21 protein-coding genes and 1 tRNA gene are annotated in these 21188 nt (G+C 65.1%); 19 read left to right on the forward strand and 3 right to left on the reverse strand.

Features of this window, described 5'->3' with window-relative positions; all coding sequences use genetic code 11:
- Nucleotides 1-11 precede the first annotated feature (11 nt).
- From TZ53_RS03755 to TZ53_RS03800, 10 genes are all read left to right on the forward strand, one after another.
- On the forward strand, nt 12-1268 hold the full coding sequence (locus tag TZ53_RS03755) for a DegT/DnrJ/EryC1/StrS family aminotransferase (protein ID WP_044660466.1): 1257 nt from the start codon (nt 12-14) through the stop codon (nt 1266-1268).
- A complete protein-coding gene (locus TZ53_RS03760; protein WP_044660467.1) occupies nt 1265-2107 on the forward strand; it encodes a sulfotransferase family protein in 843 nt (280 codons plus the stop codon). Before TZ53_RS03755 ends, TZ53_RS03760 begins: the two co-directional genes overlap by 4 nt.
- A gap of 172 nt (nt 2108-2279) precedes the next feature.
- Nucleotides 2280-2855, forward strand: coding sequence for a polysaccharide biosynthesis/export family protein (locus tag TZ53_RS03765; RefSeq protein WP_025550778.1), 576 nt, complete (start codon nt 2280-2282; stop codon nt 2853-2855).
- A gap of 53 nt (nt 2856-2908) precedes the next feature.
- Nucleotides 2909-4093 (forward strand): outer membrane beta-barrel protein, encoded by a 1185-nt coding sequence (locus tag TZ53_RS03770; RefSeq protein ID WP_238320113.1) that lies wholly within the window; start codon nt 2909-2911, stop codon nt 4091-4093.
- Nucleotides 4094-4227: 134 nt separating this feature from the next.
- A complete protein-coding gene (locus tag TZ53_RS03775; protein ID WP_044660468.1) occupies nt 4228-5364 on the forward strand; it encodes a glycosyltransferase family 4 protein in 1137 nt (378 codons plus the stop codon).
- A 2-nt stretch (nt 5365-5366) separates the two neighbouring features.
- Nucleotides 5367-6224, forward strand: a complete 858-nt coding sequence (locus TZ53_RS03780; protein WP_238320114.1) for a sulfotransferase domain-containing protein — start codon at nt 5367-5369, stop codon at nt 6222-6224.
- A gap of 1 nt (nt 6225) precedes the next feature.
- A complete protein-coding gene (locus TZ53_RS03785; RefSeq protein ID WP_044660470.1) occupies nt 6226-7362 on the forward strand; it encodes a glycosyltransferase family 4 protein in 1137 nt (378 codons plus the stop codon).
- The gene (locus tag TZ53_RS03790) at nt 7353-8069 is read left to right on the forward strand and encodes a metallophosphoesterase family protein (RefSeq protein ID WP_025550772.1); all 717 of its coding nucleotides are present in this window, start codon (nt 7353-7355) and stop codon (nt 8067-8069) included. The genes TZ53_RS03785 and TZ53_RS03790 overlap by 10 nt, the downstream gene beginning before the upstream one ends.
- A complete protein-coding gene (locus TZ53_RS03795) occupies nt 8066-9049 on the forward strand; it encodes an ATP-grasp domain-containing protein (RefSeq protein WP_044660471.1) in 984 nt (327 codons plus the stop codon). The genes TZ53_RS03790 and TZ53_RS03795 overlap by 4 nt, the downstream gene beginning before the upstream one ends.
- The gene (locus TZ53_RS03800) at nt 9046-9924 is read left to right on the forward strand and encodes an NAD-dependent epimerase/dehydratase family protein (RefSeq protein ID WP_044660472.1); all 879 of its coding nucleotides are present in this window, start codon (nt 9046-9048) and stop codon (nt 9922-9924) included. The genes TZ53_RS03795 and TZ53_RS03800 overlap by 4 nt, the downstream gene beginning before the upstream one ends.
- Nucleotides 9925-10113: 189 nt before the next feature.
- Here the strand turns inward: TZ53_RS03800 and TZ53_RS03805 are convergent, their stop codons facing one another.
- The gene (locus TZ53_RS03805; protein WP_037481813.1) at nt 10114-10683 is read right to left on the reverse strand and encodes an outer membrane protein assembly factor BamE; all 570 of its coding nucleotides are present in this window, start codon (nt 10681-10683) and stop codon (nt 10114-10116) included.
- A gap of 88 nt (nt 10684-10771) precedes the next feature.
- On the opposite strand from TZ53_RS03805, the gene TZ53_RS03810 reads away from it, so the two are divergent.
- The 4 genes from TZ53_RS03810 to dinB are packed head-to-tail and all read left to right on the forward strand — an operon-like array spanning nt 10772 to nt 13485.
- Nucleotides 10772-11287, forward strand: coding sequence for a ubiquinol-cytochrome C chaperone family protein (locus TZ53_RS03810; RefSeq protein ID WP_044662835.1), 516 nt, complete (start codon nt 10772-10774; stop codon nt 11285-11287).
- Nucleotides 11284-11808 carry a YceD family protein gene (locus TZ53_RS03815; RefSeq protein ID WP_044660473.1) on the forward strand — a complete coding sequence of 175 codons (525 nt, stop codon included), beginning with the start codon at nt 11284-11286 and terminating at the stop codon, nt 11806-11808. Before TZ53_RS03810 ends, TZ53_RS03815 begins: the two co-directional genes overlap by 4 nt.
- Nucleotides 11805-12353: a hypothetical protein gene (locus TZ53_RS03820; protein WP_044660474.1), complete on the forward strand. Its 549-nt coding sequence runs from the start codon at nt 11805-11807 to the stop codon at nt 12351-12353. Before TZ53_RS03815 ends, TZ53_RS03820 begins: the two co-directional genes overlap by 4 nt.
- Before the next feature lie 52 nt (nt 12354-12405).
- Nucleotides 12406-13485, forward strand: coding sequence for a DNA polymerase IV (gene dinB / locus TZ53_RS03825; protein WP_044660475.1), 1080 nt, complete (start codon nt 12406-12408; stop codon nt 13483-13485).
- Between the two features lie 136 nt (nt 13486-13621).
- Here the strand turns inward: dinB and TZ53_RS03830 are convergent, their stop codons facing one another.
- A complete protein-coding gene (locus TZ53_RS03830) occupies nt 13622-14434 on the reverse strand; it encodes a DUF1134 domain-containing protein (RefSeq protein ID WP_044660476.1) in 813 nt (270 codons plus the stop codon).
- A 231-nt stretch (nt 14435-14665) separates the two neighbouring features.
- Between TZ53_RS03830 and TZ53_RS03835 the strand changes: the two genes are divergently transcribed.
- Nucleotides 14666-14757, forward strand: a tRNA-Ser gene (locus TZ53_RS03835).
- 143 nt (nt 14758-14900) lie between these two features.
- Nucleotides 14901-16043, forward strand: coding sequence for a tyrosine-type recombinase/integrase (locus TZ53_RS03840; protein WP_044662836.1), 1143 nt, complete (start codon nt 14901-14903; stop codon nt 16041-16043).
- 142 nt (nt 16044-16185) lie between these two features.
- On the opposite strand, the gene TZ53_RS03845 is transcribed toward TZ53_RS03840, so the two are convergent.
- Complete coding sequence (locus TZ53_RS03845; protein ID WP_044660477.1) at nt 16186-16860, reverse strand: NUDIX hydrolase; 675 nt, start codon at nt 16858-16860, stop codon at nt 16186-16188.
- 104 nt (nt 16861-16964) lie between these two features.
- Here TZ53_RS03845 and TZ53_RS03850 point away from each other — a divergent pair, with 104 nt between their 5' ends.
- The 3 genes from TZ53_RS03850 to TZ53_RS03860 are packed head-to-tail and all read left to right on the forward strand — an operon-like array spanning nt 16965 to nt 19962.
- Nucleotides 16965-18029, forward strand: a complete 1065-nt coding sequence (locus TZ53_RS03850; RefSeq protein ID WP_044660478.1) for a bifunctional nicotinamide-nucleotide adenylyltransferase/Nudix hydroxylase — start codon at nt 16965-16967, stop codon at nt 18027-18029.
- Nucleotides 18030-18082: 53 nt separating this feature from the next.
- Complete coding sequence (locus TZ53_RS03855; protein ID WP_044660479.1) at nt 18083-19465, forward strand: nicotinate phosphoribosyltransferase; 1383 nt, start codon at nt 18083-18085, stop codon at nt 19463-19465.
- A complete protein-coding gene (locus TZ53_RS03860; RefSeq protein WP_044660480.1) occupies nt 19462-19962 on the forward strand; it encodes a nucleoside 2-deoxyribosyltransferase domain-containing protein in 501 nt (166 codons plus the stop codon). Before TZ53_RS03855 ends, TZ53_RS03860 begins: the two co-directional genes overlap by 4 nt.
- Nucleotides 19963-21188: the final 1226 nt, after the last annotated feature.

Consider the following 21188-nt stretch of genomic DNA (forward strand, 5'->3'; position numbering starts at 1 on the left):
TTGGGGGAACAATGATGCAAGCCGCGCCTGCCCAAGCCCAGATTCCGCCCCAGCTTCCGCTCCGCCTCAGTCCGCTCGATCATGCCGCGCTGCGTTGGCCGCAGCATGAGCCCGACGAGATCGCGGCGGTGACGCGGGTTCTGGAGACCGGGCGGGTCAATGCCATGGTCCATGGCGAGCAAAACCGCGCCTTCGAGGCCGAGTTCGCGGCATTTTGCGGCATGCCCCACGGCATCGCGGTCAGCAACGGCACGGTCGCGCTGGAACTGGCGCTGCGGGCCTTGGGCGTCAGCGCTGGAGACGAGGTGATCCTGCCCTCGCGCAGCTTCTTCGCCAGCGCGGCCTGCATCGTCGCGGTCGGCGCAACGCCGGTCTTTGCCGACATCGATCCGGTCAGCAACAATATCGACCCGGAATCCGCCCGCCGCATGCTGTCGCCGCGCAGCCGGGCGATAATGTGCGTGCATCTGGCGGGCTGGCCCTGCGACATGACGGCGCTGCGCGCGCTGGCCGATGAACACGGCCTGTGGCTGGTCGAGGATTGCGCGCAGGCGCATGGCGCGACCCTTCACGACCGGGCCGTGGGCAGCTTTGGGGATGCCGCCGCTTTTTCCTTCTGCACCGACAAGATCATGTCCACCGGCGGGGAAGGCGGCATGCTCCTGCTGCGGCAGGAAAGGCACTGGAAACGGGCCTGGGCCTATAAGGACCATGGCAAGAATCCGGACAAATTCTTCGCGCCGGCAACGACGAACGGCTTTCGCTACCTGCACGACAGCTTCGGCAGCAATTGGCGGATGACGGAGATGCAGGCCGCCATCGGGCGGGCGCAGCTTGCCAAGCTGCCCGGTTGGCTGGCCGCCCGCCGTCGCAACGCCGCGACCCTGATGCGGCTGCTGCGCGCCAATCGGGCGGTGGAGGTGCCCGCAATTCCAGCCGAGGTCGGTCACGCCTTCTACCGGCTCTATGTGACCATCGCCGCCGACCGGCTGGGGGAGACGGGAACCACGCCGATCATAGGCCGTATGGCGCAGATGGGCATGCCCGTGGGCAGCGGTTCCTGCGCCGACATGACGGGCGAAGCCGCCTTTGCGGACCGGCAGGTGCGCCGCGACGGCGCCCTGCCGGTGGCGCAGGATCTTGGCCGCCGCAGCATCGCCTTTCCGGTCGACCATCTGCTGGACGAAGGCGACATGCATCGCCTCGCCAACTGCCTGGAGATCGCCATGGCGGAACTGCCATCCGGACGAAGAGGGGAAAGAGGATGACCAACGACCGCCTGCCGCATTTCGTCATCATCGGCGCCGTCAAGGGCGCGACGACCTGGATCCACAACCAGCTTCAGGACAACCCGGCCATCTACCTGCCCGCGCCGGAGCCGCATTTCTTCAGCCAGGACCATGCGCGCGGCCTGGACCATTACCGCCGTTTCTTCGATGGCGCCCGGCCCGACCAGATGCTGGGGGAGAAGTCCGCCGATTATCTCGCCCATCCGGACGCGCCCGCCCGTCTCGCCGCCGTCCTGCCCAGGGCGCGGCTGGTGGTGCAGCTCCGCAATCCGGTCGACCGCGCCTATTCGGATTACAAGATGCTGTTCCGGCGCGGCACGGTGACGAAGGGGCCGGAACATTATCTGGACGGGCGGCCAAGCGACCAGCCGCGCTTTCTGGAGGACGGGCTTTACGCCAGGCATCTGCGCCGCTGGCTCACGCATTTCGATGCCGAGCAGATCAAGGTGCTGCTGTTCGAGGACGTGAAGGCCGCGCCGGAAGCGAGCGTCGCCATCGTCAGCGACCATATCGGAGCGCCCTGCCATTATTCGACGCAGGTGGGTGCCGACCCGCGCAACGACAGCAGCGAAAGATTCCTGCCCCTGCCCGTGCGCACCGCATTGGCGCCATTGAAGGAAGCGGTGCGGCCCCTGCGCGGCAACGCGATGTTCGAAAAGGTGCGCGGCATGTTCGCGCGGCAGATCGCCTATCCGCCCCTGCCGGCGATGCTCCGCCAGCGGATGGTCGATTATTATGCGCGGGACATCGCCGATCTGGAGGAGCTGATCGGACGGGACCTCAGCCATTGGAGGCAGGATAGGAAACTGGCTGCCTGACGGTAGCTGCTCCTGCCTTCAGGAGCACGATATGGCAGGCACGCCTCCTTCGTATCACCCCCAAAGCGCTCCGGCTCTCGCCCCTTTTTGCCCGTCCGCCAGCCGTTATTGCCCGCCCCTGAATCAGCCAAAGGGCTTAAACTTCCGCCCTATCCATCCAGAGGGGACACAGATGCGCAACCGGCTTCATCATGGCCTTTTCCTTGGCCTTTTCGCCCTGACGACGGCTTGTTCGAGCGGGCTGTCGGGCCTGGCCAGCCTTCCGCCCGCGCCGACCGTGGCCTATCGTCTGGGCGCGGGGGACGAGGTGCGGGTGGCGATTCCGGGCCTCAGCGGCACCGATTCCGGCGACAGCAGCTACACGATCAACGATCGGGGACAGATTTCCCTGCCGGTGCTGGGCGATGTCGACGCGGGCGGCAAGACGGTGCCGGAATTGCAGGCCAGCATTGCCCAGCAATTGACCCAGCGCCAGTTGCTCAATGCGCCCACCGTCAGCGTGCAGCCGGTGAAGCTGCGCCCCTTCTATGTGCTGGGCGAGGTGAAGAGTCCCGGCGAATATCAATATCGCGCGGGCATGTCGGTGCTGGCGGCGGTATCGGTTGCGGGCGGATACACCTTTCGCGCCGAACAGGGCAGCGTCGCCATCACCCGCATGGTCGACGGGCGGCAGGTGGTCGGCCGCGCGGGCGAGCGGGACATGATCCAGCCGGGCGACACGCTGCGCATCTATGAGAAGTGGTTTTGATGCGCCGCCCGGCATTTGGTCCGGCCTCGGGGGGCGCGGCCGCCCTCTTGCTGATGGCTGCCCTGCCTGACGCCCAGGCGCAGGACATGGACGCTTCCGACCCGTTGCAGGGCGAACCCGCCGCGCTGTTCGAACCGACGCCGCTGGCGCTGGGCAGCGCGACCGTCAGGATCGGCGGCAGCGCCCGGCTGGAATATGACAGCAATATCTATGCCCAGGCCTTTGGCGAGAAGGACGATTTCCGCCTTCAGGTCCGCCCCTATGTCGACCTGCTGCGCAAGGGCGGCGCACTGGAGCTGACCGCCCGGGCCGAGGGGGATTTCCGCAAATATTTCCAGTATGACAAGGAAGATGCGGTGGGCGGGCGCCTGTCGGCCGGGCTGAACTGGAACCCGTCGGCCGCCGACCGGTTGAACGTCGCCGCCGGTTGGCAGCATATCATAGAGGATCGAGGCGAGCCGGAGGGCAACACCCTGCCCGGCATCGGCCCGCGCGAACTCAATCTGGTGGAGGGCGACCTGTCCTATCTGCATCAGGGTTCGCGTATCGGATTTCTGTTCAAGGCGACCGGCGCGCGGATGCGCTACACCCGCGCCATAGACGAGGAGCGCGACCTGGATGCCGTCGGCGGCCTTGCGCGGGTGATGCTGCGCGTGTCGCCGCTGACGAGCCTCTTCGTGGAGGGCGTCGCGGCGCATCGCGATTTCCGCCTGGCCCCCGTGCCAGGCCAGTTCAACCGCGATGCGTCGACCTATGGCGGCCGGGTGGGCATCGCCATCGATCCGGGCGGCACGCTGCGCGGCGATGCCGCGGTGGGCGTCTATCGCCTCGACGCGAAGGACAGGCGGATCGAATCGCAAACCCGCATGTCGGTGCAGATCGGGCTGACCTATGCCCCTCGCCCGCGCACCACCATCACGCTGGACGGCTTCGTCGGCAATGTCGCCACCTACAGGACCGGGGTGCAATCGCGTGAGGACATGCGCTTCCGGCTCGGCATAAACCAGGAAATCCGCCACAATCTGAGGGGGCGGCTGGGGATTCTCTATCGCCGCAGCAAATATTTCGGCGTCGACGACACCGACAATCTCTATGGCGTCACCGGCGAACTGGAATATGCCGTCAACCGCCGGGTCGCCATCGCGGCGACAGCGCGCTTTTCCAAACGCGACAGCAGCGTCGCGCTGGACGAATTCGACCGCACCCGCGCCGGGCTTGAACTGCGCATCCATTATTGACGCGCAGCCGTGCCGGGGTGGGACAGGACTGATCCAAAGCGCCACCCCCTAACCCCTTCGCGCAATGGACTTGGGATCGCCCGCCAAAGACACTGGCCCCGCATAACAGCGTGATTATACAGGACCCCGCCGCCATGCTGGTAAGAGCATCCAGGCCACCCATGCTCGCCTTCGTCCTTCCGGGGCTGGGCGCCGGCGGGTCGGAACATATCGTCAGCCTGCTGTGCAACCATTTCGCGGCGCAGGGCTGGAGCATCACCCTGATCGTGTTCGAGGAGCCGTCCGCCCCCTCCTATTACGCCTATCATCCGGAGGTGCGGATCGTCAGGCTGGGCATGAAGTCGCGGCGTCGCGCCGCCGCGACCGGTGCATTGGCGATGCTGCGGCGGCAGAGGCGGCTGAGGCGGGCGTTGAAGGCGGTGCGGCCGGAACTGGTCGTGAGCTTCCTGACGCGCACCAACATCCTTTCCGTGCTGGCCGCGCGGTCGTTGCATATCCCCGTGATCGTGTCGGAACGCAACAATCCCGCGCTCCAGACCGTAGGGCCGGTCTGGAGCCGGCTGCGGCAGATGACCTATCCGCATGCCGTGGGCCTCATCACCATGACGCAAGGGGCGATGGACTGGTTCAGGGGCGCCATGGACGTGAAGGGATGGGTGATCCCCAATCCGGTGCCGCCTGCCGGCGCCGCGCCGGATCGCCGGTCGGACGGCCGCACTATCGGAGCCGTGGGGCGGCTGGTGCCGCAAAAGGGCTTCGACCTGCTGCTGGACGCCTTTGCCCATGTGGCGCAACGCATTCCCGACTGGAAGCTGGTGATCTGGGGCGAGGGGCCGGAGCGCGCGGCGCTGGAGCGGCAGCGCGACCGGCTGGGCCTGGCCGGTCGGGTCAGCCTGCCCGGCGTGACGGAAAGGCCGGGCGACTGGATTCCCCAGACCGACCTGTTCGTCCTCTCCTCCCGCTTCGAAGGCTGGGGCATCGTCGTGGGCGAGGCCATGGGCGCGGGCCTGCCGGTCGTCTCCTTCGATTGCCAATGGGGTCCGGCCGAAATGATCGGGCATGGCCGAAGCGGCCTGCTGGTGCCCAATGGCGACGGCGCGGCGCTGGGCGACGCCATCGTGGCATTGTGCGCCGACCCGGCGCGGCGCGCGGCGCTGGGACAGGCGGCGCGGGAGCGGATGGCCGATTTCGGCCATGATCGGGTGCTTGCCCGCTGGCAGTCGGTCATCACCAGCATTCTCGACCATCATCGCGTGAGGGCAGGATCATGAACATGATGTCGCTGAAGGGCTTTGCGCGGGCGATGCGTCGGCGGCTACGGGACGAACCGCCATTACGGCTGGCGGCGGCGCGGGCCGACGCCTTTCTCGTGTCCTACCCCAAGAGCGGGCGGACATGGCTGCGCTACCTGCTCTCCTGCTATTTCGCGGAAAGCGCGAAGCTGGGCTTCGAGCCCGATCTTACCAGCACCTTCCGCATCCTGCCCAATTTCGACCGCGATCCGGTGCGCGGCATCGACGCCTTCATCGGGCGGGCGGGCGAGGCCGAGCTGCCGCTGATCCTGGTCAGCCACCTGCCCTATCGCGAGCGGCTGTTCCTCGACCGGCCGGTCCTGTTCCTGGTCCGCGATCCGCGCGACGTGATCGTGTCCGCCTATTTCCACGCGACCCGGCACAAGCATAGCTTTTCCGGCGACATGACGGCTTTCCTGGATGAGCCCAAATATGGGATGGCGGCGCTCACCGGCTATCTGAACGGCTGGGCGGCGGGGCTGGCGGGGCGACCGCATCACCTGATCAGCTATGAGCATATGCTGGCCGAACCGATGCCGACCGCCGCCGCCATCCTCGCCTTTCTGGGTGTCGAGCCGCAGCCCGCCATGCTCGCCCGCGCCGTGGCCGCCGCGCAATTCGACCGGATGCGCGACAAGGAGCGGGAAAGCGGCATTCCGGGCCATGATTATGATCGCAAGGACGACCAGAGCCTGCGCATGCGCAGCGGCAAGGCGGGCGCCTTCGGCGAGTGGCTGAGGCCCGACCAGGCGGATCTGGTGCTGGAACGCTGCCGCGCCGACCTGTCGCCCCGCGCCCTGGCGCTGCTGGCGGCCACCGGCGTCGATCTGGCGCGCTGATATGCGCATCTGTTCGATCATCACCAGCTTTACGTCCGGCGGGGCAGAGATGCTGGTCTGCAATCTGGCGGAGGCCTTTGCGGGGGCCGGGCATCAGCCAGCGGTCCTTTCGCTGAGCCACGCCGCGCAGGTCGGCAATGCGCCGGATACCGAGGCGGCGATGATGGCGCGGGTGCGGGCTGGCGGCGCCACCGCCCTTTCCCTGGGACTCGCCAATCGCAACAATCTGCCCGGCGGGGCGCTGGCGCTGCGCCGCGCCTTGCGGACGATCCGGCCCGATGTGATCCACGCCCATAGCGCCCGCGCGCTCCTCCCCCTCGCCCTGGCCATGCCCGGCGTGCCGGTGGTGCTGACCCATCATAACAGCCGCCTCTCCTTTCCTCCGTCGGCCTTCGCCCTCTTCAACTGCATCGTCGACGGCTATGTCGCGATCAGCGACCAGTGCGAGACGCTGCTGCGCGGCCATGCCCGCAAGCCGATCCGCATGATCCTGAACGCCGCCGGCGCCCGCTTCCGGACCGGGCAGCCGCGCGCCGCCGCCGGTCGCGATCCGACGATCCTCGCCGTGGGCACGGTGTCGGCGCAGAAGGATTATCCCACCCTGCTCCGCGCCGCCCGGCCGCTGGTGGATGCGCTGGCGGCGCGGGGCCGTTCCGCCCGCATCCGCATCGCCGGGGCGGGGCCGGAGTTCGGCCGGCTTGCGGTGCAGGCGGCTGGAGAACCGGTGGAACTGCTCGGCGCCCGAAGCGACGTCGACGCGCTGATGCGGCAGGCGGACCTGTTCGTGAACTGCTCGCTGTGGGAAGGCTTTCCCATCGCGATGATAGAGGCCGCGATGAGCGGCCTGCCCATCGTCGCGACCGCGGTGGCGGGCAACCGGGAAATGGTCTCGCCCGGCGTCAACGGTCAGCTCGTCCCGCCCTCCGATCCCGCCGCGCTGGCGCTGGCCATGGCGGATGTGCTGGGCGACGACGCCCGCTACGCCGCGCTGTCGCAGGGCGCGCTGCGGGTCGCCCGGCGCTTCTCCATCGAAAACTGCGCGGCAGCGCATCTCGACCTGTACCGGGAACTGATCGAAGCCCGCCGTCTCCGCTTCGCCCCGCCCCCTGTGGCCCGGCCGGTGTCGCCATGCGAATAGCCGCGCTGACCGACATCCATGCGGCCAGCGACCCGCTGCAACTGGCCCTTACCGCCGCGCGGCGGGAGGGGTTCGACCGGATGCTGATCCTGGGCGACCTGCTGACCTATGGCGTGCAGCCGCTGGAGACGCTGGAACTGGTGCAGGGCGCGGCGGCGCGGGACGGCGCGATCCTGATCAGCGGCAATCACGACATGCTGTACAGGGGATCGCCCGCCGCAGAGAGCTATCGCGCTGCCCTGCCCGACTGGCTGCGCGAAAGCGTCGACTGGACCGCCGCCCATATCCCGCCGGGCGGCATGGCGGCCTTCGACTGGAGGGAAAGCTGGTCGCTGGGGCCGCTGTTCGCCGCCCATGCCAATCCCTTCGACTATGGGGACTGGCGCTATATCCGCTCGACGCAGGAGGCGGAGGAAGCCGCCGCCGCGCTCGCGGCGCGAGGGTTCCTTTATGGCCTGTTCGGCCATGTTCACCGGCATCGCCGCTATGATTGCGCCGCCGCCACCATCTTCACCCTCGCCTCGCTCGGCCAGCCGCGCGACGATGGGGACCGGACGCCCAAATGGGCGATGATCGAAGTCAGGGGAGATTTTGTGACCGTCGAAAGCCGCGACATCGATTTCGATCCGGAGGACCAGGTGCACGCCATCCGCGCCACCACCCTGTCCCCCGCCACGCAGGAGCGGCTCTGCCGGTTCTTCGCATGAAGGTCCTCGTCACCGGAGCCGGCGCGGTGCTGGGACAGGGCATCATCAAGTCGCTGCGGCAATCGGCGCTGGGCTGCCATGTGATCGCGGCCGATCCCAATCCGCTTTCCGCTGGCCTCTACTGGGCCGACGCCGCCCATCGCCTGCCCTTTGCCGACGATCCGGCCTTTGGCGACCGCATCCACCAGTTGCTGGACCGGGAGCGGCCGGACGTGGTGCTGGTGGGCACCGATGTGGAACTGTCCTGGTTCGCGGCGGAGCGGCGCCGGCTGGAGGCGCTGTTCGGCACGCATGTGCTGGTCAGCGATCCCCGCGTCGTCGCCATAGCGGACGACAAGCTGGAAACGGCGCGCTTCTTCGAAAGCGTCGGCCTGCCCCACCCCGCGTCCGCCGCGGCGGAGGATGAGGAAGCGGTGGAGGCGCTGATCGACAAGGCGGGCTTTCCGCTGGTGGTTAAGCCCCGGATCGGTGCGCGCTCGGTCGGCGTGTCGGTTGTGCATGACCGCACCGCACTGGCGTCGGCGCTGGAGGGACGCGGCGGACTCGTCGTGCAGCAATGCGTGGGCAGCGCCGATTGCGAATATACCGCCAGCACGCTCGTCTTCGACGGCGAGGTGCAGGCATCCATCGTGATGCGCCGCGACCTGCGCGACGGAAACACCTATCGCGCCTATATTGCCGATTATCCGGAACTGAACGCGCAGGTGCGGACGCTGGGGCGGGCGCTGCAACCCCATGGCCCCGCCAATTTCCAGTTCCGCACCGACGCCGACGGCACGCCCCGCGTGTTCGAGATCAACGCCCGATTTTCCGGCACCACGCCGCTGCGCGCCATGGCGGGCTTCAACGAGGTGGAGATGTGCGTGCGGAAACTGCTCCACGCCACCCCCATCGTGCAGCCGCCGGTTCGGTCGGGGGTCATATTGCGCTATTGGGACGAGATGTTCGTGCCGCAGGAGCGCATCGACAGGGTGCGATGAGCGACCGTGCCCCCCTGCTGGCGCTGACCGGCGGATCGGGCTTTGTCGGCCGTGCTTTCCTGCCCGCCGCGCGCCGCGCCGGCTGGCGCGTCCGTCATCTCGGCCGCCGACCGCCGCCGGAAGCCCATCCGGCGGACGAATGGGCGTTTCTCGACCTGATGGCGGTCGAGGGGGTGGATTTCTCCGGCTGCACGGCGCTGGTCCATCTTGCCGCACATATCCCGTCCGATCATGGCGACCCGGCGGAAGCGGAGCGTTGCTGGCGGATCAACGCGCTCGGCACGCTGAAACTGGCCGACGGGGCGATCCGGGCAGGTGTGCGGCGGATCATGCAGGCGAGCAGCGCCAATGCCTATGCGCCGGCTCCCCAGCCTCCGGACGAACATGCGCCCCTCTTTCCCGGCAGCAGGGGCTATTATCTCGGTTCGAAGGTCGGGCAGGAAATCTATGCGGCGGAACGCTGCCGGGGGGAGGATGTGCTGCTCCAGACGCTGCGGCTAGCATCGGTCTATGGGCCGGGCCAGCGAAGCGGCGCGCTGGCCGCGATGGCCGGGGCAGCCGCCAGCGGTGGGCCGATCCGCTTGCATGGCGGCGGCGGGTTCGGAGCCGACCTTGTCCATGTCGACGATGTGGTGCGGGCCATGTTGCTGCTGCTCGGAAATGAGGAGGCAGGGCCTTTCAATGTCGGCAGCGGGGTCCGGACGACCATGGCGGAACTGGCGCAACTGCTGTCCAGGCAAACCGGTGCGCCGGTGGTTCATGAGGCTGGAGGAAGAGAGCAGGATTGGGGGTTTCCCGCCCTTGACATCGATCGGTTGCGGGCATTGGGCTACCGACCGATGCGCTTGGCCGATGGTCTGCTCAGGAAGGTGTAGGGTTGGAGAATGCCGCTTGCGACGGCCAGTTGCCGACCCAAGAGGACCGTTCGGGCTCAGCCAAGCCCGGCCGGACCTGGTCGTTTCCAGAGCGCGCTGCGTTAAATCATACGCAGGCCGCGCGCTCCAAGCTTTTGTTGTCGCATCCTTTTAAGCGCAAAACCGGTTCCCACTTTTGCGCACGATGCTCTAGCTTCCGTTCGGACCGCCGCCGGTGTTGCTGCCGCCGCCTGCACCGCCCATGCCGCCGGCGCCCACCGCGCCGATATTGCCGAAAATCTCGTCGAACAGGCTGCGATGGCGGCCCAATGTCGGCGTCTTGTCGCCGGAAGGCGAGATTTTCGCGACCTGCTCCAGCCCCATGCGATCCACCGCCACGACATTGCCCGCCGCGTCGAAACGCACATGCAGCACGGTCTGCGACACCGGCTTGGGATTGGAAAAGGCGAGCGAGCGCATGTCGCGCGACACATAATACCAGTCCTGGTCGCCGAACTGCGCGACGAAGCTCGGCCGGCCCAACGTCCCTTCCACCGATGCGCGGTTGTCGATGCCGGGCTGGACCGAATCCACCAGCAGCTTGTCGACCTGATAGCCCTGATGGGTGCGGATGCGCGAACAGCCCGACGCGCCCAGCAGCAGCGCGCAAAGGCCTGCGCCAAGCAAAATCCGCCCGCTGCGGGATTGGCGGCTGAACTGGCGCATGAACTTCTCCTGCGGGGGCTTGCCCCGGACCTTGCCGAAAAACAAAGCCGCCATTGCATCGGGCGGCCGGGCGATCAATATGGAAATGCGCGAGCCTCGGCAAGGGGCCGCCGATCGGTCCAGCCAGGAAACAGTCAAACTCATGCCCAGCATCTTCCAGCGTCTGTTCGCGCCGAGCGATCCCAGGGACGCGATGCGCACCCTCTACAACGCCATCGTCGCGGAGGGACGCCAGCCCCATTGGTATGTCGAGGGGCAGGTTCCCGACACGATGGACGGCCGCTTCGACATGATCGTCGCCATCCTCGCCCAGGCCCTGATGCGGCTGGAGGCGCTGGGCGCCGCGCAGGAGAGCGTCTGGCTGACCGAACTGTTCGTGGACGACATGGACGGCCAGTTGCGGCAGGAGGGGATTGGCGACGTCGTCGTCGGCAAGCATATCGGCCGCATGGTGAGCGCGCTGGGCGGGCGGCTGGCGGCCTATCGCGCGGCGCTGTCGGGCGAGGCGGACCTGAGCGAAGCGATTGCGCGCAACCTCTATCGCGGCGATGCGCCGTCGGCAGACGCGCTGGCGCATGTCGAATCGCATCTGCGCGCGCGCTGGGTGAGGCTGGGCTGCCTCAGCCGCGACGCGCTGATGGCGGGAGACCTTGGATGAGCGCTGCCCCCGAATTCTCCCGGCCCGTCCGAATCGACCAGCTTGCCCGTCATGCCCAGCCGGTGACCATCACCGCCGACGCCGCGGAGCGGGAGGCACTGGCGAAGCGCTTCAACCTGCTCGCGCTCGATAGGCTGGAGGCGGATTACGCGCTGAACGAGGACAATGGCGCGATCTATGCCAGGGGGCGGGTGCGCGCGGACCTAGCCCAGCCCTGTGTCGCGACAGGGGTCGCGGTGCCCGAAAAGCTGGACACCGATTTCCTGCTCCGCTTCGTCAGGGAGGGGGAAGAGACGCCCGAAGGCGACGAACTGGAGCTGGACGCCGAGGATTGCGACACCATCGGTTTCGACGGCCTCACCATCGACATGGGCGAGGCGGTGGCCGAAACGGTGGCGCTCGCGATGACGCCCTATCCGCGCTCTCCGGAAGCCGACGGAGTCCTGCGTGAAGCGGGCGTGCTGAGCGAGGAGCAGGCCAGCCCCTTCGCCGCGCTGCTGTCGCTCAAGGACAGGAAATGAGGCTGGCGCTGGCGGCGCTGGCGGCGGCCCTGCTGTCCGGCGCCATGCCGGCTTTTTCGGCCGAAACCACGACGCTGATCGGGGAACGGCGCGCCCGCACTGAATGGGCCAAGGCGGAGAACCGCCAGTCCTGCGCGCCGCTCGCGCTCGCCCGGCCCGGCATTCCGGAGGGGACGCCGCGCGCCGCCAGCTTCGGCGGCGGCTGGGGCGTTGCCTTCGACCTTCCCGGGCTGCGCAGCGCCTATGGCTTTGCCGGAACCGGCCTGCTGCCGGACGACCGGGCCGATGCGCGGATACAGCGGCGCAGGCTGACCGAACAATGGCCCTATATGCGCGAACTGGCGCGCCTGCCCGCCCCATCCTTTGCCGGCTATGGGCAGGAAGGCGCGCAGCGCTATCCTGCCGCCAATCCGGGCGGCAAAGGCCTGCATTCCCTCGCTTATCTGCGCGTCGGCGGCCAGCGCTGCACCTATAATGTGTGGAGCCGGATCAGCCGCGCGCATCTGGAATGGCTGCTCGACAATCTGCGCCTGTTGCGGCGCTGAAGCGCGCCCTCCCCTTTTCCTTCCGTTCTGCCCTGTGGCATAAGCGCGAGCCATGGAGACCCCGCCGCGCAAGATCATCCATATCGACATGGATGCCTTTTACGCGTCGGTCGAGCAGCGCGACGATCCCTCGTTGCGGGGCAAGGCGCTGGCCGTTGGCGGCGGCGGTCCGCGCGGGGTGGTCGCCACGGCCAGCTATGAAGCGCGGAAATATGGCGTCCGCTCCGCCATGCCGGGCGCGCGGGCGCGGCGGCTCTGCCCCGACCTGCTGTTCGTCCGTCCCCGTTTCGAGGTCTATCGCAGCGTGTCGGCGCAGGTGCGGGAGATATTCTCGCGCTTCACCGACATCATCCAGCCGCTGTCGCTGGACGAAGCCTATCTCGACGTCACGTCGAACAAGCCGGGCATCGCCTCCGCCACGCGCATAGCGGAGGAAATCCGCCGCCTGATCCGGGAGGAAACCGGGCTCACCGCGTCGGCTGGGGTGTCGTACAACAAGCTGATCGCCAAGTTGGCGTCGGACCAGAACAAGCCCGATGGCATCTGCGTCGTACGGCCGGAGGACGGCGCGGCCTTCATCGCGAAGATGCCGGTGCGGCGCATCCATGGCGTGGGGCCGGTCACGGCGAAGCGGATGCAGGCCTTAGGCATTGAGACGGGCGCCGATCTGCGCGCCCGCGACCTTGCCTTTCTCCAGCATCATTTCGGCAGCGCGGCGCTATTCTACTATCGCGCATCGCGGGGCCAGGACGACCGCCCGGTGCATGAGCGGCAGGAACGCAAATCCGTAAGCGTCGAAGATACCTTCTTCGACGATCTGGTGACGGAGGAAGCGCTGATCACGGAACTGGACCGGATCGCGGAAAATCTCTGGGGCCGCATCGAAAAGAGCGGCGCCTATGGCCGGACGGTGGTGCTCAAGGTCAAGTTCGCGGACTTCAGGATCATCACCCGGTCGAAAAGCTTCGGCGGACCGGTGCGCTCCCCCGACCTGTTGGCGCAGACGGGCCGGGCGCTGCTGCGGGCCCAGTTGCCGCTGCGCATGGGGGCCAGGCTGCTCGGGCTGGGCGTGCACAATCTGGATCATGAGGAGCCGGAAGAGGCCGGCGAGCAGCTCAACCTCTCCCTTTAGAGGGCGGCAGGAGCGAATCCCCCAAATCCTCCTTATCGAAAGATGGGGAATGGGACCGCCGCCCAAGGCGGTGGTGGAGGAGAAAGGGGAGAAGGTCACGGCTGGCTTCGTAAAACCAGCACTTGTCCCCGGGCCGTCAGAAGGGCAGCCAGTTCCGCTTCTCGGTGAACTTCATGTAACCGGCATTGACCCCCAGCCGATAGCCGACGCCCAACCGGATCGGGATCAGCACCACGCTGCCCCAACGCAGGTAGCTGGCGGTGAAGCCGCCTACCAGATAGGCGGTGCCCTCCGCCGCCGGGAAGCGATGGTAAAGGTCCTGCGTGTCATAGAGATTATAGACGAGCACGAAGGTGTTCGCCGCGTTGCCGCCCACGTCGAAGCCGATGGACGGGCCGGTCCAATATACCTCCCGCTTGCCCTCTACCTTGTGATTGAGGGTGCCGGACCCATAGCGCAGGCCGACGACGAACGCGCCCGACGCTTCGCGCCCGGCGATATAGGCATTGGGGCGGCCCTGGTCCTTCAGGATCTTCTCGATGATCCCGGCCAGACCTTCCGCCCCCTTGCCGAACACCCCTTCGGCCGCGCCGATCAGATCGTCTTCCTGGTAGGAATCGCTGGGGGAGATCGCCGCCGGCGGAGAATTGGCCGTCACCGGCGCGCCAGTTGCGGTCGCGCCCGAACTGACCGGCGGCGGATTATAGGGTGCGCCGCTGTCGGCGGGCGCGCTGCTCCCCGGCTGCGCATTGGGGTCCACACCGGGATCGGTGGGCGTGCTGCCGCCCTGCTGCGGCACGGGGGCCAGATCGGAATCGATGGCGCTATTGGGGTCGACGGTGCGCACCTGCGCCTGTGCGACCGGCGCCAGCGTGATGCCGCCCAGCGCGGCCGCCAAAGCGCCCGCCCGTGCAGCGCGGCCCGAAAACCGCCGCAAAATCCCGATCATGCCCGCTACTCCCCAAAGAACCCGCTCTTCAACCATATTTCAGATTATCGGGGAACAAGCTGAAACGACAATGAACGAACGGCGACCCGAGTCGATTCCGCGCCAGTCCGAATCCGCTTTTTCGGAATTCGGGTGATTTTTCTCCGCTGCGGACCGTTGCCATGCATGAAACCCGCCGCTATAGGCCGACATCTAGCCACTGCTCACCTCATCCGGTGGGCAAATTCGTGCGGAGACGTGGGTGAGTGGCTGAAACCAGCGGTTTGCTAAACCGTCGTAGCCTTAAGGGGCTACCGAGGGTTCGAATCCCTCCGTCTCCGCCACCTTTCCATCCTCTCACAACCGGGCCGATCTCTGAAAGTCCCGCATTTCTGCGGCTTTCAGGGTGATTCGGGTCTCCTGCGATCCACCGCCTTCCATCGGCAACCGATTGGATTTGTGGGAAGATTTGTGGGAGATTTTGAGCATGGGAAAGCTCTCGGCAACGGCTGTCAAAGCCGCAACGCGACCCGGTCGACTGGGTGACGGCGATGGTCTCTTCCTGCTCGTGCAGCCCGGTGGAACGAAAAGCTGGGTCTGCCGCGTGCAGAAGAACGGCAACCGCCGCGATTTCGGGCTGGGCAGTGCTTCGAAAATATCGCTGGCGCAGGCGCGGGAACGTGCACGACAAATCCGGACATGGATGGAGATGGGCCTCGATCCGCTGTTCGAGCGTCGCAAGGCGCAAGGGGTGCCGACCTTTAAGGAAGCTACCGCAAAGGTTTTGACCGCTCATCGCAAGACATGGCGGAACGAGAAGCATGAGGCCCAGTGGCTCCAGACCCTCAAAGCCTATGCCTTTCCGCACATTGGCGAGGTACGGGTCAGCGAGATCACAGGACCCATGATCCGCAACGCCCTTGCCGAAATCTGGCTGACGAAGCCAGAGACGGCCCGACGCGTAAGGCAGCGGATCGGCACTGTTCTCGATTGGGCCTATGCGTCGGGTTATCGGGAGAGCGAGGCTCCGATGCGGGCGATCACAAAGGGCTTGCCCAAGCAGCCCAAGAAGGACGGGCATTTCGCTGCCATGCCTTACTCCAGGGTACCTCGGTTCGTCCTCAAGCTCCGGGAGCGTGAATCATTCAGTCGTCTGGCGCTGGAATTTGCAATCTTTACGGCTGCCCGTTCTGGCGAGGTGCGAGGGGCGAGCTGGGATGAGATCGATCTGGAGGAAAAGCTCTGGACCATTCCCAAGGAAAGAATGAAAGCCCATCGGGAGCATGTGGTTCCACTTTGCCCGCGCGCTATCCGCATCGTCGAGCGGTGTGTCGAACTGCGTATCAGTGACTGTCCCCTGATATTTCCGGGCATGCGGGGCAACCAGCCGATGTCCGACATGACGCTGACCAAGCTTATCAAGGAAATGAAAGAGCCTTACACCGCCCATGGGTTTCGATCGGCGTTCCGAGACTGGGTCAGTGAGGAAACCGAATATCAGGGCGAAATTGCCGAAGCGGCGCTGGCGCATGTCGTCAAGGACAAGACTGAGGCGGCATATCGCCGAGGTAATCTCCTCGAGAAGCGCCGCAGCCTCATGACAGACTGGGCAAAGTTCATCGGTAGCTGACTCATCTTGCCGCATGAAGAACGGCACCGCTTTTTTATCCTGCCGGAGCATTCCAGGATGATGAACTGACCAGTGTCACGTCACCTTCCAGGTCACTCATCTCTTAAAACGCGTCCTAAATGCTGGACGTTCGTTTGATCGTTCACGGTCTACGGTGGTTAGTCCGACGATATAGTTCTGCTGGCCGGTAAGGTCCGGCAGTCTCTCGCTCGCCGGTTCCCTCGATCCAGCCGCTGTCCAGCATGCGTCGCCGAAATGCGGGTTTGTTGAGGGTGCTGCCCAGAATTGCCTCATGCACTGTCTGCAAGTCCCGCAACGTGAAGAGGTCGGGTAGCAGGGCGAGCGCGACCGGTGAATGGCCCACCTTTCCTTGCAGGCGCTCCCGTGCGAGGGCAAGAATGATACCGTGATCGAAGGCCAGCGGGGTTTCATGCGCAGCCGCAGGCACGAGGAGGAGGTCTTCGCGGCCCCGAACGGCTGCCTGCAGACGATTCGCCGGAAGCAGTGCGAAATAGGCGACGGAAACGATCCGCATGCGTGGATCACGGCCCGGATCGCCAAAACTGTAAAGCTGTTCCAGCCAGCCTTCTGACATACCGACCTTGTCGGTCAGAACCCGCCGGGCTGCCATATCCAGATCTTCCTGCGGTCCGACAAAACTCCCCGGCAAGGCCAGTCGCCCTGCGAACGGCTCGTGCCGACGGCGTTGGAGAAGGACCGCCAGTTGCCCCTTCAGGACGGTCATCAACACCAGGTCGACCGTCACGGCGACGGGTGGATAGGCAGCGGGATCATAAGGTTGAAGGGTGTCTGGCATATTGGCGGTAGTTATGCGTTGACTAGATATATGTCAAATGCATATAAGCGGCCAAGGCGAGTCGAGGAGTTCGGTTCGCATCAGCTTTCGAGGGAGCCTCGGATATGAACGGGATCGATTTCGGCGTCTTCATCGGGCGCTTCCAGCCGCTGCATGTCGGCCATGAACATGTCATAGCCCGCGCTTTGGAGCGCGTGGACCGGCTGATTGTGCTGGTGGGATCGGCCAATGTCGCGCGCGATCCCCGCAATCCCTTCAGCTTTGCCGAGCGCGAGGCCATGCTGCGTTCCGCCTTTCGATACGAGATGGCGGAGGGGCGGCTGATCGTTGCACCGCTCGACGATCACCTCTATTCCGACACGGCCTGGGTCGCCGAAGTGCAGCGCAAGGTGCGCGCCATCGTGCTGGACCATGGCAATCATCATGGCTTCCAGAACCGGGGTCTTACCGACTTCCGCGTGGCACTGACCGGTTATGGCAAGGATGCATCCTCCTATTATTTGAAGCTCTTCCCCGAATGGGAAAATCTCCAGATCGACAGCCAGTACGGTACCTTTTCGTCGACCGATGTGCGCCGCCGCTATTTCCAGCGCATTCCCGAAATTGCCGCCACAATCCTGTCGAACGGGGTTGCCGAGTTCCTGCGCGGCTTCGCATTGGGTGAAATCTTCCGCGGCCTGCTGGAGGAGGCCGAGTATCTGGAGGCCTATCCGGCCCAATGGGGCGTAGGCCCCTTCATCACCGCCGACGCGGTGGTGGTGCAATCGGGCCATATCCTGCTGGTCGAGCGCGGACAGGTGCCGGGCAAAGGACTGCTCGCCTTGCCGGGCGGTTTCGTGAACCCGGCCGAGCGCATCCGCGATGCCGCCATCCGGGAATTGCGCGAGGAGACGGCGATCAGCGACGGCAAGGGGCAGATCCCGCCTGCGATGCTGGCCAGCTTTATCGAGGATTCGCGCACCCGCGTGTTCGACGCGCCGACCCGGTCGCTGCGCGGCCGGATCGTCACCCACGCCTTCCTGTTCCGCCTGCCCGAACGCCGCAAGCTGTTCGCGGTGAAGGGCGGCGACGATGCAGCCCATGCCCGCTGGTATCGCTTCGGCGACCTCAGCCCGGACATGCTGTTCGAAGACCATTGGTCGATCATCGAAGAAATGGCCGACCTCTGACCGATCCGTGCGGGGGAGCCCCGCCGGACCCGAAAATGTGAGGAGTTCACATCATGACCAATCTCATCCTGGCGACCGACAGCTACAAGCAGAGCCACTTTCTGCAATATCCGCCGGAAGCGCGCATCATCAGCGCCTATGCCGAGGCGCGACCGAACAAATGCGCCGAGGATATCCTGTTCTTCGGATTGCAGGCCTATCTGATCGATTATCTGGCCAAGCCGATTATGGCAGCGGACATTGAGGAAGCCGAAGCGATCTGCGCCGCCCATGGCGTGCCGTTCAACCGTGCGGGATGGGATGCCATACTGAGGCAGCATGGCGGCTATCTGCCGCTGGAGATCAGGGCATTGCCGGAAGGCATGATCGTGCCGGTCGGCGTTCCGGTAATGCAGGTCGAAAATACCGACCCAACCATGCCCTGGCTCACCACTTTCATCGAGACGGCGTTGCTGCGCGCGCTCTGGTACCCGACGACGGTCGCCACCATCAGCCGGCAGGTGAAGCTGGTGATCCGCGAGGCGCTGCAACGGACATCCGACGATTGGCGAGGACAGTTGCCCTTCAAGCTGCATGATTTCGGCGCGCGCGGCGTGTCCTCCGGAGAGAGCGCGGCGTTGGGTGGCATGGCGCATCTGGTGAATTTCGCAGGTACCGACACCATGGAGGGCCTGCTCGCCGCCCGGCGCTATTATGGGGCGACCATGCCCGGCTTCTCCATACCCGCAGCAGAGCACAGCACGATGACGAGCTGGGGCCGGGACCGCGAGGAAGCCGCCTATGCCAATATGCTCGACCGGTTCGAGGGAGACGGCACTTTGGTGGCGGTCGTATCCGACAGCTATGACCTCGACAATGCGCTTGCCCATATCTGGGGCGGCAGCCTCAAGGAGAAAGTCCTGCGCTATCGCGGCACGCTGGTCATCCGGCCCGACAGTGGCGATCCGGTGGAGACGCCGGTTCGCACCTTAAAGACGCTGTGGGATGCCTTTGGCGGCACCGTCAATGGCAAGGGCTTTCGCCTGCTCGATCCCCATGTCCGGGTGATCCAGGGCGATGGCATGACGCTGGACAGCATCGCGCGGCTGACCGCCCGCCTGATCGAGGAGGGCTTTGCCATCGACAATATCGCGTTCGGCATGGGCGGCGGCCTGCTGCAGCATGCCAATCGCGACACTCTGGGTTTCGCCATGAAGGCCAACGCCATGCAGGACGATCGGGGTATCTGGCACGACATTGCCAAGCGTCCCGCGACCGACATGGCCAAGGCCAGCAAGGCCGGTCGTCAGGCCACGGTCGTGCGCGACGGCAAGCTCGTCGCCGCACGACAGGACGCGATTGATCCGGCGGAGAACCTGCTGGTCCCGGTATGGCGCAATGGCGCGTTGCTGGTGCGCCATGACTTTGAACAGATCCGCGAAAGAGCGGCCGCATGAAGGGCAGCGTTCAAGGGCAGGCGCTGGTGGTGACGCCGCCGGCGCCGCTGCCGATCGGCAATGATCGGCCGAGCATATTCCTGGCCGGAAGCATCGACCAGGGAGACGCCCCGGACTGGCAGGCTGAAATCATAGCCCTGCTGGCCGACCTGCCCGTGACGATATTCAACCCCCGCCGCAAGCTCTGGGACGAACGCTGGCGTGCCGAGGCAGACGATCCCACATTCCGGCATCAGGTTGAATGGGAACTGAGTGGTCTCGATCGGGCGGATATCATTGCGCTCTATCTGGCGCCGGAATCCCTGGCACCGATCAGCCTGTTGGAAATGGGCCTATATGCCAGCAGCGGCAGGTTGATCTTATGCTGTCCGGACGGATTTTGGCGCAAGGGCAATATCGACATTGTCGCTGAACGCTATGCAATCCATTGCGCGCCAAACATTGAAGCGCTCGGCTATGAAATTCGAAAAAAATTCTTGCTCGATAGTTCGTCGTGACGGCGCCATTGTGCCTCGTGACCGCAGTTGCATCGCATCGTCCCGGGTAGAGGTCGACCCTTCTTAGCCGTTCAGTGGCCAATTTCGGCTCACCAGGAGCAGAACGGCAGCTTTCCCTTGCCGCATGCGGAAGCCGGGCGCGTTGCGGCCTCATGCCCAAGCTGCCTCGACCGAGAAGGCTTAGCCGTAATCGAAATAACCGGCCTTTCCATTCCAAGACCGGCCATCCACCCTAGAATTTATCAGCCCGCAGCATTAAAAGGGGAAATAAAAGAGAACCCTCTGTCATTTCTTTTTTGGGGGATTGCTAGACTTACTAGGCTTGAGGGACGGCGTATTCCCTGGAGTGGTCTTGTTATCACGGCGGCGCTGGTCCGGCTTCCCTGTTGATTTTGCTATCGGCTTTGGCCCTGGCTTAAGTGCCATGGATACTCTCCTATTTCAGTTTAAAAATCAATCTTACGTTCAACTTCTGCCTAGGCTCTAGGGCACAGCGGCATTGCGCAACACTCCACATGATTTCTGTGTGAAGTCAAGTCTGCATGAGATGCATACGCTAATAATACCCCACGAAATTCGACCAGTGAAACCGGAGGCACTTCGTTTTACTGCGCCTATGAACGGCGATGTGAGCTATAGGGTTATTTCTTCTGGACGAAGATACTGAGCGCCTCGCAGTTATTCCGCCCGAACGGCAATACGGCTTCTGCGGCCGACCCTTTGTTGCCCTTCAGCCGTGAATTTTCCGTTCCCAGATGCAGTCGGTCTGCTTTCCCATTCTGCACTCCCAGGATTGGCCGGTAGGGGACCGTCTGGTTCGGAGCGGGGTCTGAGAGGTAGCTGACATTCACGCGGCGGCGGCTCCCGACCACAATACGCCATTCCGATGAGATGCGGAGTAGGTCGGCTCAGGCCGATACCTGACGTTCATTCAGTCTTTACCTGCCGGCCCGGCCCGCTAACAATATTGCCGTTCCCGCCTCCCTTCGTGACCGCCGAAAGCGGGCCTTCGTTTATTCGGCATTCCCGAAGTAAACCCCTCCGGCAAAATCGGTGCGGTTCAGATTTTGCATGTGAGATCCTTATGTACAGAATCCTGAACAGAAGTTAGTCGTGCTCACTTGGCAACTTGCTCAACAGTTGTTTATCTCCTTCACCATGGGAATGAAATCGAACTTTGCAGAAGGGCTCGGCTTGACCGCATTCGGAGCATTCTTAGGCTCAAT

Source organism: Sphingobium sp. YBL2 (assembly GCF_000943805.1).
Taxonomy (GTDB): Bacteria; Pseudomonadota; Alphaproteobacteria; order Sphingomonadales; family Sphingomonadaceae; genus Sphingobium; species Sphingobium fuliginis.